The sequence below is a fragment of the Chryseobacterium sp. 3008163 genome (assembly GCF_003669035.1).
GTDB lineage: Bacteria > Bacteroidota > Bacteroidia > Flavobacteriales > Weeksellaceae > Chryseobacterium.
On record NZ_CP033070.1, the window covers coordinates 1,359,944 to 1,374,722 of the forward strand.

The following is a 14,779-nucleotide window of genomic DNA, read 5'->3' on the forward strand; positions in this document are numbered from 1 at the left end:
CAAAAGTATGATAAAATTTTATCTTTTAAAATTAATTTGACATAATTTTAAATGCCCCACTTATAGTATCTTTACAAGTATCTGTAAGTGAAGTGCCTGAAGGCAAACACAGTCCTCTATCGAAAAGCTTACCACAGAAATTATTCCCGAAAAAATGATATTTCTCATACAAAGGCTGAAGATGCATGGGCTTCCAAAGATATCTTGTTTCAATATTTACTTCTGCAAAATACTTTTTAAGTATTTCGGGTGAAAACTTACTATTTTCTATTGTAATGGTATTTAACCAAAAATTAGAAAAGAAATCTTCGCTTGGTGCTGAAAAAAGAGTAATACCTTCTAAATTTTCTATTAAATTCTTATAAAAGTCGTGATTTTCTCTTTTTTGATGTATTCTCTCCTCCAAAACTTCCATCTGCCCTCTACCAATGCCAGCAGAGATGTTACTCATTTTATAATTATATCCTATTTCAGAATGGCTGTAATAATCTGCTTTATCTTTTGATTGAGTCGCCAAAAACAAAATTTTATCTTTCTCAGATTGAGTTTTTGAGATTAATATTCCGCCACCCGAAGTGGTTATAATTTTGTTTCCATTAAAACTAATGACCGACAAATCCCCAAAAGTTCCGCACGGTTTATTTTTATATTTACTTCCTAACGCCTCTGCACTGTCTTCCAAAACCGGAATTTCATATTTTTTTGACAAAGCTAAGATTTCGTCAACCTTAAAAGGCATTCCGTATGACGAAACGGCAATAATGGCTTTCGGCTTTTTCCCTTCACTTAAACAAAATTTGATTGCATCTTCCAATGCATTCGGACAAATATTCCAAGTGTCTTTTTCGCTATCAACAAATACCGGAATTGCTTTTAAATATAAAATAGGATTGGCAGAGGCTACAAAAGTGAAAGATTGACAAATCACAAAATCATCTTCTTCAACATTGAGAAGTTTCAGCCCCAGATGAATAGCGGCAGTTCCTGAAGATAAAGCAGAAACATGAGAATTCTCCCCCAAATATTGTTCTAAATTCTTTTCAAATTCATCTATATTTGAGCCATATTGAGAAACCCAATTTGAATCTAATGCGTTTTGTATATATACTAGCTCACTTCCGCCCATAATGGGTGGTGAAAGCCAAATTTTATTGTTATTCAAAAATTTGTATTTTATGTTTTATCAAATGTATCATTTATTTTATCATATTCAAAACATCTGCTTAAAAGGCACTTATGGTTTAGATTTCTTCCGATACGCTTGCAACCCTTTCAGTTTTGACTCGTAATTTTCATATAATCTTTGTATTCTTTTCTCGTAATCATCCTCATCAATTTCATCAAAGCTTTTAGTAATCAACTTTTCCGTAATCCCTTTTTGCTTGAGATGCATTTTGATTTTGGTTTTCCCCCAACTTTTAATGTAGAATTTTCCTCGAATATAACTTCTTGTAAAACGTTTCTCATTCAGATAATTTTCTTTCATTAAATACAAAAGAATTTCCTCTTTTGCCACTGGAATCATGAATTCACTGAAAATCAAAATACTACACAAAAAATATAAACAGTCCCTAATTTCAGTCTTTGAAATCGTCAGTTTAAAGTAGAAAACAATATTTTAGACATAATTATTTATAAAAGGGAAAACCTGATTTTCATAATTACAAATCATCATTTATTCCCGATTTTTAAGCAGTATCCACCCTATATAGTTTATCAGAACTCTGCTTTTGGGATCGCTCCAGCTTAATTTATACCAATAGGTTCCGGTTGGAAGTTTAATATTATTATTTATTGTTCCGTCCCAAGTATAATTATTATTTTTACTTCCTAAAAAAACCACAGCACCATATCTGTTAAAGACTTCAAATCTAAAGTTAGGGTAGGTACTTAATCCTGCATAATTTAAGATATCATTATGCCCATCACCATTGGGAGTAATAGCGTTCACAATATTTGGAAGAAAAAATTCATATTTCACTGGAGTACACTTGTACCTATCCCGTACATACACTGTAATATCTCCACGCATGACATTGGTAAAAACATTAGACGCACTCCAATTGAATCCATCGATAGAATATTCATACGGAGGATTCCCTCCAGTCACTGTAACCGTAAATCCATTTGATTTTATCTCTACATTGCTTATTACTGGCGGCGAAGCAGCAAATACATTAACATATTGCTGAACAGTACACTGTCCTTTTGTCAGTTTCACCCAATAAGTTCCTACTCCAACCCCAGTGATAGAAGAGGTTGTTGCCCCAGTACTCCATTGATAAGAATCATAACCGACACCTGCGTCCAGCGTTGTGGTAGCTCCTTGACAGATGGTTTGATCTAATAAAGTTTGCGAATAGACCAAAGGAATAATAAACAGCTGTATTTCAGCAATTTTAAAACAACCTCCGGAATACCCTACCCTTACAAAAATTGTTGCGTTGGCTGACGTGTATGCGGATGCTGAAACAGCAGAAATAGGATTCGTATTGTTAACCGCATTATTATATGATGTAAAGTAGGTTTTCACGACACCTGGCTGAGCATTAACTGGTGCTGTAGTAAGATCAAACAAACCGGTTGATGGATTGGTTTCAATTGCACAGGCACGCAAAACAGCATTATTGACTATGGGAATTGGTATTACATTTATTGTATGGGTAATCAATTCACAATCCTGAAAATCCTGAACATTACTACAAAACTGATAGGAAATAGTATCTGTACCTAAAAAGCCTGTATTTGGAGTATAGGTTATTACTCCAGTTGCAGGGTTTACTACTGCCGTACCGTTTGTGGGTTGTGTAATAATATGGACTGAAGAATTTAAAACTGCTTGCTGCGAGGTCGAAAATTGAGGTGTTATCATAAGTGAACTTTCGCACATAGTAGTAGTCTGTGCTGTTTCATAAAGACAAGTATACACTTTATAATTCGCAGTCATAATTGGAGCACAGCCCCCCGTACTTACCATTAAACTATAAGCACCTCCCTGAACTGGTGTAAAAGTACTACTGGTCGCACCAGGAATTAGAACTCCGTTTAAATACCATTGATAAGTGTCATAAATAGCTTCTATACGAAGAATTATATTCGGAATACAATCGCCCGTTAATCTTGTAATCGCCGGTAATGAAGAAAAACCGGCAAAAAAACCGCCATAACCGGCGTTTGAATAACCACCATTCATTCCCGCAGTAACAGCACGGTTAGAGTTAATAGTTAAATTACCGGAAATTCCTTGAATTGAATAGGTTACCCATTGATTTGTCCCTGTTACAGGATATGGCCCCTGAGCTGCTGTTGGCGTCACGCCATTTATTGTTATACTCGCCCCCGTTTCCGTTATAATATTGAGTTTTAAGTTAATATTCCCAGTGTAAGTTGGCATCTGATTAATTAATCCTATTTCATCAATCTTTTTTGGTAAATAGCAGTTGAGTGGAGGAATATAATTAAAGCCTCCAGTAAAATTTGTATTTCCAGCAGCTCCGACTAATTGGTAGAAATACACATTTTTGGAAGTCTTAACAAGTAAATTAAAATGTCCTTGCCCTTGATTTACATAGGCAGAAGATAAAATTCTATAAAATTCGCCCTCATTAATTGTTGCTGCTGGAAGAGGATTATTATTCAAAAAAATCTGAGTATTATCTTCTGACGCAATAATTATCCCTCCTTCCATGTTGTCAGGACTCGTTGATAATCCTCTTACTACAGCAAACTCAGAACCTAATCTTGTTGTTGGTACAGATTGATCTAAAATCAAGTCAGACCCAAAAGGGTTATTTGTTGTTGCATAAAATCCATTCGCATTTCCATTGGTTAACGAAATAGGTTTATCTGAAACTATTTTTGCTCCAATAAAACCTGTTCGGTTAGCAGTAACAGTTGATTGACCAGCTAATATATAAGATTGTCCTTTGTTCAAAATAAAAGTAATAGTTGTTGGATTTCCCGCAACATTAATAAACTGTACTCCATTATCAAAATTTGAAACAGTAACTTTTGTATTATCTTCAATAGCTAATATACCTGTAGTAAAATTTAAAATCCCTGAGCCATATGTTAAAGGCGCTGAAGCATTAAGAAAAAAACGTCCGAGCCCAGCCCTTCCTTTGGAAGTTACTACTTCACCATGAAACTGACTATAAATCCTGAGTGTAGCAAAATAAGGTAAATTACCGTTTGTATATAGACCCAAAGTCCTAACCTGAGCTGCATTATTTACTAAATTAGCTTTTATCAAAGCAGTCGGAACATTGAAAACCTGCGGACTGCCTTTACTTATAGTTACCGTTCCGATCTGATTATTATTATTAAATATTCGCACCTGAAAAGGAGTCACTGAATCTGTTGAAAAATAAAGTGCATGAACATAATTTGTAGAAGAACTATCATAATAAGGAGCAAACCAATGATCAGTGTCTCGCTGGGCGTAAAGAAAATTACTAAATAAAAAAATAGGGAGTAAAAAAATAAAAGCTTTTTCATAATTAATCATTTTCATTTAACATCAGAGCTATCTCTCGTCTTAAATATACAAATCTCCCTTTTTATTTCCTAAAATAATCATAAAAAATATTAAAATAACATATTCATAATATTAATTCCATTCATTTTTTATCTTATTATCATTCATTAATAATTTATAATATCAAAAAGTAATTACAGTTATATATAGTAGCAAATTTTCTTTTTACAATAAAAAACTCCTAATAATATATTCTAGACAGCAATATATTTGATAAATGAATGTTTTCATTCATTCTAACAGAAACATTTCTAGTTCAAAATTCACCTTTCGTCCCGAAAAAACTCAATAAAGATTTAAAATCACAATTATCTTAATTTTCAGTCAGTTGCAAAATCACCTCATATTCAAAACCCCTGCTTAAAAGGTACTTTATGGTTTTAGATTTCTTCTGATACGCTTGTAATCCTTTCAGTTTTGATTCGTAATTTTCGTATAATCTTTGTATTGTTTTCACGTAATCACCCTCGTCAATTTCATCAAAGCTTTTGGCAATCAACTTTTCTGTGATCCCTTTTTGCTTGAGATATATCTTGATTTTGGTTTTGCCCCAACTTTTAATGTAGAATTTTCCTCGAATATAACTTCTTGTAAAACGTTCTTCATTCAGATAATTTTCTTTCATTAAATATAAAAGAATTTCCTCTTTTGCCTCTGGAATCAACACAAATTCTCTCATCTTCTGCTCCACCTCAGCATGGCAACGATCCTGATACACACAATAATTAACTAGCTTTTGTTTAGTTTCTTCAAAGGTGAAAAGTTTTTTTTCCGACTGCATATTTAGATTATGAGTAATTAAAAATTACGACTTATTAAAAAGAGGCACAAAATAATTTGCACCTCTTTATATTATTTGATTTATTTAAAGCTAAAAAGCCAATAGCTGGTTAGTAATTGAATAAAGCTTTACCTTCCATCAATCCGTTTACTTTTTTTCTAACTTCAGAAATTAATTCTTCGTTTTTGATATTGTCTACTACTTCAGAAATCAATCCTGCAATAGTTTCCATATCATTTTCTTTAAGACCTCTTGTTGTAATAGCCGCAGTTCCTAATCTGATTCCAGAAGTTGTGAACGGAGATTTATCATCAAAAGGAACCATGTTTTTATTACAAGTAATATCTGCTTTTACCAAAGCTTTCTCAGTTTCTTTTCCGTTTACACCTTTGTTTCTAAGATCTACCAACATCAAGTGGTTATCTGTACCGCCGCTTACAATATCAAAACCTAAATCTACCATTGCCTTTGATAAAGCCTTAGCATTAGACTGTACTTGTTTTGCGTACGTTAAAAACTGATCATCGATTGCTTCAGCAAATGCAACAGCTTTACCGGCAATTACATGCTCCAATGGACCTCCCTGGATTCCCGGGAAAACAGCTCCATCAAGAACCTGACTCATTTGCTTAATTTCTCCTTTTGGTGTTTTGTGACCGTAAGTATTTTCAAAATCTTTACCCATCATGATCATTCCACCTCTTGGACCTCTTAGAGTCTTGTGAGTTGTTGTTGTTACAACATGGCAATGCTCGAATGGATTATTTAATAAACCTTTTGCAACTAGACCTGCAGGGTGTGCAATATCTGCCCAAAGTGTAGCTCCTATTTCGTCTGCAACCTCTCTGAATTTTGTATAATCTAAATCTCTTGAATAAGCTGAAAAACCTGCAATTAACATTTTTGGTCTTTCTCTTAACGCCACTTCTCTCATTTGGTCATAATCAATCAAACCGGTCTCCTGCTGAACACCGTAGGAAACTACATCGTACTGAATTCCTGAGAAATTCACTGCAGAACCGTGAGTAAGGTGACCTCCCATAGAAAGATCCATTCCCATGATTTTGTCTCCCGGTTTCAAAACTGCCAAATAAATCGCAGCATTCGCCTGAGAACCAGAATGTGGCTGAACATTTACATAATCTACTCCGAAAAGTTCTTTAGCTCTGTTGATTGCCAAAGTCTCAACCTCATCTACTACTTCACAACCACCGTAATATCTTTTTCCGGGATATCCTTCTGCATATTTGTTTGTAAGTACACTTCCCATTGCTTTCATTACATTTTCAGAAACAAAGTTTTCTGAAGCAATAAGTTCTAATCCGTGGGATTGTCTTTCTCTTTCTTTTTCGATAAGGTCAAAAATAATGTCCATTTACTTTTAGATTTTTAGATTTTGAATGCCAAAATTACGGAATTTTAGAGAATTATTTGTTATCAATCAGTCCATTAATTTACAATTGATTAATCATGCAGCATTTTTATAGAAATTTGTTTAAATTTTCTTTTATTAAAGCTTGATAAAGGAAATTTCATAAAATTCGTTAAGATTACATTTTATAGAATTCGAGGAATAAATTTTGACTAATTTTAAAAAAGTTTGTTAAGAAAAATATATATTTGAACAAATCTTAAAAAGGAAAAAATAGTCTGAATTATGGGAAAGAAAAATACAAAAAACAATTGCTTACTTCTTTGAAATCTCTTGGTAAATCTGAATATTTAATCCTTAAAAGCATGACCAATCTTATGATACAGAGGGAATTGAAGAAAAACAATATCACGTTCAAAGATGGTGACACATTTAGTTTCAAGGATAATATTTTTGATTACAGCGAAGATAAAAACATAAGAAAATTAGCCAAACTTCGCCGACAAATGTTGAAAACAATGAATAAATTGGTGATAAAAAATAAATTTAAAGATAAAGAAATTAAATTTTTAAGTTAATTTAACGTCAATTTTTTATTAAAATTTAAATTTAAACCTTTTAGGTTAAAGAATAGTAAAACAAAAAGTCCCGGAAATCCGGGACTTTTTTATCTATGGCTTGCGATTACTTCTTCGCTTTTTCTTTTAATTCTTCTTTATCTTTATCAGAAGGATTCCAGACTTTTACATTTGCGTTTTTATCAATTCCTGAAAGAATCTGTACATTGATACCGTCGCTTGCTCCTAATTTCACATACACTTTTTTGAATTTTCCGTCCGGCTGCTTTACTTCAACAAAAGCTTTGTCTTTACCATTGCTTTTTTCATACTGCACCAAAGATTCATCCAATAACAAAGCATTTTTCTGAGAACTCATAACGATTTCACCATTTGCTGAAAATCCGGCTCTGATGTATTCGTTATTCGGATTATGAACATCTCCTTCCACAGGGAATTTTATGGTTCCGTTGTTGTCTTTTCCTTTTGGAGCGATCATCGTCAGTCTTCCCGGGAAAGATTTATTTTGCAAAGCACCGATAACGATGTTCATATCCATTCCTTGCTTCAATTTTCCAGCCTGAGCTTCATCAATTTCACCTTGAAAAATCAAAGAATTCAAATCTGCTATCGAACAAATCGTAGTCCCTGCGTTGAAAGAGTTAGCCTCAATTACCTGACTCCCCACTTTTACCGGAACTTCAAGAACAGTTCCTGAAGCTTTTGAACGGATCTGAGTCGTCGCCAAACCTTGTAATTCAGGAATCGCACCTGTTTTTACAATCTGTAATCTTTTTTGCGCAGTCTGAAGTTGCTGATTAGCATTTTTCACACTTTGCTGCATTGAATATAATTGTTGCTGAGAATTCAGATATTCTTGTTTTGAAATTACACCCTGGCTGAATAGTTTTTGCTGCATCGCAAACTGCTTCTGCATATTATCAGCATTCATTTTCGCATTGCTGATCTGAAGTTGAGAATTCATAACTTCCTGTTGCGCATTGTTGACCTCAGCGATGTTTGGGATGATTTTCACAGTCGCAATCAATTGTCCAGCTTCTACTCTGTCACCTTCATCAACCAAGATTTTATCGATGATTCCGGCAATATTCGGTTTAATCTCAATTTCTTCTTTTGGAATAATTTTTCCTGTCGCCATCACTTTGTCATCCATATTCTGAACGGTCGGTTTTCTGGTAAGGAACGCCTCACTTTCTTTAGAATTTGATTTTACAAGATAACTGATTCCTGCAAATAATGCCCATGCCAATAAAAGTCCCAAGACGATATAAATTGCTTTTTTCCAGGTGAACTTCTTTTTCATATGTATAGTTTATTTTTAATATTGAATACGTTTATTTTTTTCTATTTTCTTGTATTTTGAAAGTTTTTCTATAGCTGCTTTCAAATCTTCTTTTTTATTAATGAAAAGCATTACAATCATTCTGTTTTTTGCATCCAGAAAACTAATATTTTGTGTAGACTGATCATAATTAATATTTTTAATTTCGGGAAAAACTGTTTTTAATTCTTCCAGATATTCTTTCTGCAGTTTATCTAAAATGATTATAAAAGACGAGTTATCTTCTAAAAGTTTCGGACTTTGCGAAATATTTTTCATTGGGCTGCTTATGCCGACATTGTTTGCATCAAAATATTCAAAGAAACTGTCGAAAATATAATTCCCATCGATATCATCCGTATAGATATTAATGGTATTAAAATTTTGAGCATATTCATAAATGGAATCCGGAAAAGTTTCGCCAAACATTTTTATAGCATGATCTATAAAATCTTTATCAATAGATTTATTTTTTTCAAGATATTTTTCCGTCATCGGATAAATAGCTTTTGCGAAGAGATTGATGGTAGGATTATTATACCACTCACCTTTATCTAAAGCTCCCTTCTTTAGAACTTTCCATGCATAACCATTTCCTAAAGCTGTTGCAACCGCTTCATTAAAATAAGAATAGGCAAGTTTTGAATATTTTGAAGGATTTTCATTAAAATACTTCTCCTGCTCAACCTGCACTTCACGACTCTGCTCCTGATAAAGTATATGACACATTTCGTGCATCGTTACGCTCAAAGTTCCTTCAATATCATTTCCATCCGTCAAAGTTCCTATACACAGAGCATTTCCATGAGGTGTAGAAACAGTATTTCCATCTTTTCCAGGAATAGGATATAAAGTTACATAAAATGGTATTTGCTGATTCCAGGAAGATTTATAAAATTTATTAAACTTCAAAAACATCTGAGAATTTAAATCCTGATATTTTTTCAACGCTGCAACCTGTTTTTTTATCTTTAATTCGCTGTCATTCCAAATACATTTCCGGAAATAAGGTTGCGCATTTTTTAAAACATCAAACATTCTCATCTGTTCATTCACAGGGAGAATTCCAGTAATTCTTTCATTAAAATCATTTAAATCCTTGGACTTTAAAGATTGAACAATCAATAATGTCAAATAACTTTTTCTGTAATTTCTTCCTTTCGGATAATCCTGCCTTACAATTCCGTCATTAAAATCAAGAGATTTAAAATCATTGATAAGCTTTTGGAAATCTTTGTCATTAGATAATTTTGACTCAATATATTGTCTATAATTCAATGAAGTCCCTTGTTTCTTGGCAGCTGTCTCCATAAAATTGAAGAGACTGTAAACTTCACTTTCCTTGAAAATAAAAAAATCGCTTTTCTGTGCATTAGCAATACTAAAGCAACAAATAATCAGAATTAAAAAAGCTTTTTTTATCATTCTCTTACTCACTTCTTAATGCCTCAATCGGTCGTATTTTCACCGCTCTTTGAGCTGGAATCATTCCGATAATTAAACCTAAAATCACCATCACCGACATTGCCGCAAAAACATTGGTATAATTAACAGTCGGATTATAAAACGGAAATTCATCCTGATTCTGAGTCAATGAGTTGAATATCATCAAGACAAAAATCCCGAGAATAAAGCCTAATATACCCGAACTGAGCGTAATGACCACACTTTCCAACAAAATCTGGTTTCTTACTTCAGACGGTTTTGCACCTAAAGCTCTTCGAATACCTATTTCCTTAGTTCTTTCTTTTACCGTAATCAATAAGATATTTGAAATCGCAATGACACCTGCCAAAATTGTGAGAGTTCCTACGATTATTGTTAAAAGCTGCATTCCGGTTAAAAATCCTGTGAGTTTTTTAAATTCTTTACCTAAATTAAAACTTCCAAAAGCATTAGTGTCTTCCGGCGAAACCTGATTTTTGGCTTTTAATTCTGTTTTCACTCTTTCTTCAACGCTATTTACATCAACATTGGGCTTGCTCACAATCGCAAACATATCGATTTGCTCTCCTGCATTGTACATTTTGGTATACGTAGAAAGCGGTATAAAAACAGTACGGTCATTTTCAAAACCACCCCCTTTTCTCACTCTGAAAACTCCGATCACATTAAAGAAAAGTCCTTTCACGTTAATTGATTTCCCTAGCGGATTTTCTTTCTTTTTTGAATCGAAAAAGTTGTTGTACACTTCTTCCCCGATCACTGCCACACTTTTATTTCCGGAAACATCTGCATCGTTGATATATCTTCCGAAAATCAGTTTCTTTTCTGAAATTTTATTCCCGATCGGATAATCACCCGTTAAAGAATAGGTTGCATTTTTACCGTTTCTTGACATCGATTCACCGGGCGTTCCTGTGAAACTTCCTCTTGAGTTCTGTGGCGAAATATAATCGATATCTGATATTTTCCTTTTTAAAACTTCAACATCAGTTAATTTCAGATTCACATCTCTCCCTTTTGGGAAACCTTCGTAAGGAATCGAAGTATTTTGCGCCCAAAGGAAAATAGAATTGGTAGCAAACCCTGAAAATAATTTATCAAAACCATTCTCCATTCCTTTTGCGGAACCCAGTAAAACTACATACAAAAACATACCCCAACCCACGCCAATCATGGTAAGGAATGTGCGGAGCTTATTATTCTTTAGTGAATAATAAATTTCCTGCCAGGTATCTTTTTTAAATAAAATGTTCACTTTTATGAGTTATAAGTTATTAATTATGAGCTGTAAGTTGAATTTCATTTTCAAATTATCTCACTAACAAATTTTTAAATTAAATTATTCTGTTCTTAACGCTTCGATAGGTTTAATTCTTGAAGCTCTGTAGGCAGGAACAAATCCGGCAATCAAACCTGAAAAAACCAATGCTACAAATGCCGCAAAGATAGTTCCCCAGCCCACACTCGGATCTTTAATGAAGTAATCTTCAAGACTGTCACCTATTAAATGTAGTGCTAAAACACCCAAACCAACTCCTACAAACCCCGAAACTACGGTAATCACCACACTTTCCTGAACAATCAAAGCAACAATGCTTCGTGGTTTTGCTCCAATGGCTTTTCTTACACCGATTTCTTTGGTTCTTTCTTTTACGATATACACCATAATGTTGCTGATCCCGATAATTCCAGCCAATAAAGTTCCTAGCCCAATAAAAGTCACAATTCCTGTAAGAACTGCCATAAACATGAAGGTTTCGTTCATATTCTGAGCATTGTTCCAGACACGCACTGCGTTTTCATCATCCGGAGAAACATTTTTTCTAGATTTAAGCCTTTCTTTAAGCTGGTCACCGTATTTGATAGCCTGTTCCGGCGTCATATTCTCATCATAAGCAATGTAAACTCCGCTCACCGTATCAGAACCTTTTTTCATTTGCTGCAAAGTAGTAATCGGAACTGTAATATGTCTTTCGTCCCAGTCGCCGCCGTCATCTGAGAAAACTCCGACTACTTTGAACATCGTTCCGTTGATATCGAGATCTTTACCTACCGGACTTCCGTTTTTTATTAAATCTCGCTGCACCATTCTTCCTACAACTGCAACATTTTGCTTTCTCTGTAAATCTCCAGGTGTAAGGTAACGCCCTTCGAGCATTTTTCTGTTTTCGATAAATTTCTCTTCAGGATCTGCACCGTTGATCTGGTAATTTCCGCTTTCTTTACCGTATTTCACCATCAGATTGGCGGTATACCTAGGAGTAGAATATCCTACTTTTTCTTTATCACTGTCGATTAAGAAATCATAGTCGTCGTTATTCATCGTTACGGTTCTATTCGACTGCAAACCTTTATAAGCAACAGTTGTATTTCCCGTAAAAATTGAAATAAGATTTTGAGCATCTCTCGCAAAACCTTGGGTAAAAGCATTTTTCAGCCCGGTTCCAATTCCGAAAAGAACGATAAATATAAACAGACCCAATGCCACCGTAAAGCCCGAAAGCACCGTCCGCAATACATTACTGCGAATAGAACTGAATATTTCTTCCCAACGATCTAGGTCAAACATTTTTTCTTTATTAAATGATTAAAAAATTTAAAGATTAAAAAATTAATGACTCTAAATTTTCAGTTGATTTTATTTTAAAATTAAAGCACAATCTGATTGATAAACTCATCACTCTCAATAATTCCGTCTCTGAGGATGACATTTCTTTTAGTTTGTGCGGCAACATCCGGTTCATGGGTTACCACGATGATCGTTTTACCTTCATTGTTGATATCCTGAAGGAGCTTCATAATATCGTGAGTCGTTTTAGAATCTAATGCTCCGGTTGGCTCATCTGCTAGAACTACTTTTGGATTGGTAATTAAAGCTCTGGCAATCGCAACTCTCTGTTTTTGTCCACCCGAAAGCTCATTCGGAAGATGGGTTGCCCATTGTGCCAAACCTACTTTCTCCAGATACTCCATTGCTTTTTGATTACGCTCTTTTCTCGGAACGTTTTGATAGTATAGAGGAAGTGCAACATTATCTAAAGCCGTTTTATATCCAATCAAATTAAACGACTGGAAAACGAATCCTAGAAATTTCGAACGATATTCTGCAGCTTTTACCTCATTCAGATGTTCAATCGGAATTCCGTCGAGCTCATAAACGCCGCTGTCTTTTTCATCCAAAATTCCGATAATATTCAGTAAAGTTGATTTTCCGGAACCGGAACTTCCCATAATAGAGACAAATTCGCCTTCGGCAATATTAAGATTAATACCCTTGAGAACGTGCAGTTTACTCTTGCCTGTGTCGTATGATTTATGTAGATCCTGAATTACTAACATTAAGTGATTGCTGTTTTTATTTCCAATAAGTAGTATATATTTTCATTTTGTTACAAGATTAAAAAAATCTTTAAAAAAAATATTGTTTAATATATAATCAATTGATATTCAATAAATCAAAACAAAGTGTTTAATTACAAACTTAACATAACTTCGATTTTTAAGACTTAAGTATCTATAAACCAATATCAGAGCGAGTTTCATGTAAATGTGGAAAACTTTTAAGGTTAAAACTCAACCAATTACTCTTTACCCCTTTCCAAATCGTTTCTTTTTTTCGAACTTTGTGCTTCGCACGGTACGAGAGATGAATGATTACTTCCGTTAATAAGTTTCAAACACAACTTACAACGAATCAGAAAGTTACCCATCTCCCGGGTTTTATACACAGTGATCTATTTTTATAATTTTTAAAGACATTACATTCAATATGGGAATTTTTGATAAAAGAGTAAGCTACAAGCCATTTGAGTATCCTGAGGTTCTTCAGTTTACAGAAGCGATCAACAAATCTTTCTGGGTACACTCGGAAGTTGATTTCACGGCAGACGTTCAGGATTTCCAGTCGCAGCTGGAGCCACACGAAAAAAATGCTGTAAAAAATGCACTTTTGGCGATTGCCCAGATTGAAGTTTCGGTAAAGTCGTTTTGGGGAAACCTTTACAATCACCTTCCAAAACCTGAATTGAATGGTTTGGGATCTACATTTGCAGAATGTGAATTCCGTCATTCTGAAGCGTATTCCCGTTTGTTGGAAGTTTTGGGATATAATGAAGAATTTTCTCAGGTTGTAGAAGTTCCTGCGTTGAAAAAAAGAATTGAATTCTTATCCAACGTGCTGAAACACGCCAATTCTGCAACACCAAAAGAATATGTTTCCTCTTTGCTTTTATTCAGTATTCTGATTGAGAATGTGTCTTTGTTCTCGCAGTTTGCAATTATTTTATCATTTACAAGATTCAAAGGTTTCCTGAAAAACGTTTCGAATATTATTGCGTGGACGTCTATTGATGAGCAGATTCACGCCAACGGTGGAATTTATCTTATCAACAAAATCCGTGAAGAGCAGCCGGATCTTTTAACTGATTCTGATATTGAAGATATTTACACTTTGGTAGACCAATCTATCGAATTGGAAGGCGAAATTCTTGACTGGATCTTTGAAATGGGCGAACTTGATAAATTCTCTAAACAAGATTTGATCAACTTTATGAAATACCGTGTTGACGAAAGTTTAACCAAAATCAACATGGAAAAACGTTACAACACCACTGCAGAACAATACAGCCCGATGAAATGGTTTGAAGAAGAAGTTTTCGCCAATTCTATGGATGATTTCTTCGCAAAAAGACCGGTGGATTACACGAAGCATGATAAGAGTATTACGGCGAATGATCTTTTCTAA

Annotated in this window: 12 protein-coding genes; 2 read left to right on the forward strand and 10 right to left on the reverse strand. The window is 34.2% G+C overall.

Translation table 11 applies throughout. The annotated features are described in order from the left end of the window. Positions 1–31: 31 nt before the first annotated feature. The 5 genes from EAG08_RS06100 to glyA all read right to left on the reverse strand — a co-directional run bounded on the left by EAG08_RS06100 (position 32) and on the right by glyA (position 6,693). Positions 32–1,126 carry a DegT/DnrJ/EryC1/StrS family aminotransferase gene (locus EAG08_RS06100; protein ID WP_129537224.1) on the reverse strand — a complete coding sequence of 365 codons (1,095 nt, stop codon included), beginning with the start codon at positions 1,124–1,126 and terminating at the stop codon, positions 32–34. A gap of 108 nt (positions 1,127–1,234) precedes the next feature. Then, positions 1,235–1,525 (reverse strand): regulatory protein RecX, encoded by a 291-nt coding sequence (locus tag EAG08_RS06105; protein WP_228446793.1) that lies wholly within the window; start codon positions 1,523–1,525, stop codon positions 1,235–1,237. A gap of 150 nt (positions 1,526–1,675) precedes the next feature. After that, positions 1,676–4,351, reverse strand: coding sequence for a gliding motility-associated C-terminal domain-containing protein (locus tag EAG08_RS06110; RefSeq protein WP_228446794.1), 2,676 nt, complete (start codon positions 4,349–4,351; stop codon positions 1,676–1,678). A gap of 499 nt (positions 4,352–4,850) precedes the next feature. Further along, positions 4,851–5,318, reverse strand: coding sequence for a regulatory protein RecX (locus EAG08_RS06115; RefSeq protein ID WP_129534689.1), 468 nt, complete (start codon positions 5,316–5,318; stop codon positions 4,851–4,853). Positions 5,319–5,427: 109 nt separating this feature from the next. After that, positions 5,428–6,693 (reverse strand): serine hydroxymethyltransferase, encoded by a 1,266-nt coding sequence (gene glyA, locus EAG08_RS06120; RefSeq protein WP_129534690.1) that lies wholly within the window; start codon positions 6,691–6,693, stop codon positions 5,428–5,430. Between the two features lie 374 nt (positions 6,694–7,067). Here glyA and EAG08_RS06125 point away from each other — a divergent pair, with 374 nt between their 5' ends. Continuing rightward, entirely contained in the window at positions 7,068–7,268 is a 201-nt protein-coding gene (locus tag EAG08_RS06125; RefSeq protein ID WP_129534691.1) for a hypothetical protein, read from the forward strand. 106 nt (positions 7,269–7,374) lie between these two features. On the opposite strand, the gene EAG08_RS06130 is transcribed toward EAG08_RS06125, so the two are convergent. The 5 genes from EAG08_RS06130 to EAG08_RS06150 form a co-directional block, all read right to left on the reverse strand. Continuing rightward, positions 7,375–8,571: an efflux RND transporter periplasmic adaptor subunit gene (locus tag EAG08_RS06130; RefSeq protein ID WP_185145181.1), complete on the reverse strand. Its 1,197-nt coding sequence runs from the start codon at positions 8,569–8,571 to the stop codon at positions 7,375–7,377. Positions 8,572–8,586: 15 nt separating this feature from the next. Beyond that, a complete protein-coding gene (locus EAG08_RS06135; RefSeq protein WP_129534693.1) occupies positions 8,587–9,900 on the reverse strand; it encodes a hypothetical protein in 1,314 nt (437 codons plus the stop codon). 118 nt (positions 9,901–10,018) lie between these two features. After that, a complete protein-coding gene (locus tag EAG08_RS06140; protein ID WP_185145182.1) occupies positions 10,019–11,290 on the reverse strand; it encodes an ABC transporter permease in 1,272 nt (423 codons plus the stop codon). Between the two features lie 84 nt (positions 11,291–11,374). Then, complete coding sequence (locus EAG08_RS06145; protein ID WP_129534694.1) at positions 11,375–12,604, reverse strand: ABC transporter permease; 1,230 nt, start codon at positions 12,602–12,604, stop codon at positions 11,375–11,377. Positions 12,605–12,684: 80 nt separating this feature from the next. Next, a complete protein-coding gene (locus tag EAG08_RS06150; RefSeq protein WP_129534695.1) occupies positions 12,685–13,374 on the reverse strand; it encodes an ABC transporter ATP-binding protein in 690 nt (229 codons plus the stop codon). A 430-nt stretch (positions 13,375–13,804) separates the two neighbouring features. Between EAG08_RS06150 and EAG08_RS06155 the strand changes: the two genes are divergently transcribed. Beyond that, positions 13,805–14,779, forward strand: a complete 975-nt coding sequence (locus EAG08_RS06155; RefSeq protein ID WP_129534696.1) for a ribonucleotide-diphosphate reductase subunit beta — start codon at positions 13,805–13,807, stop codon at positions 14,777–14,779.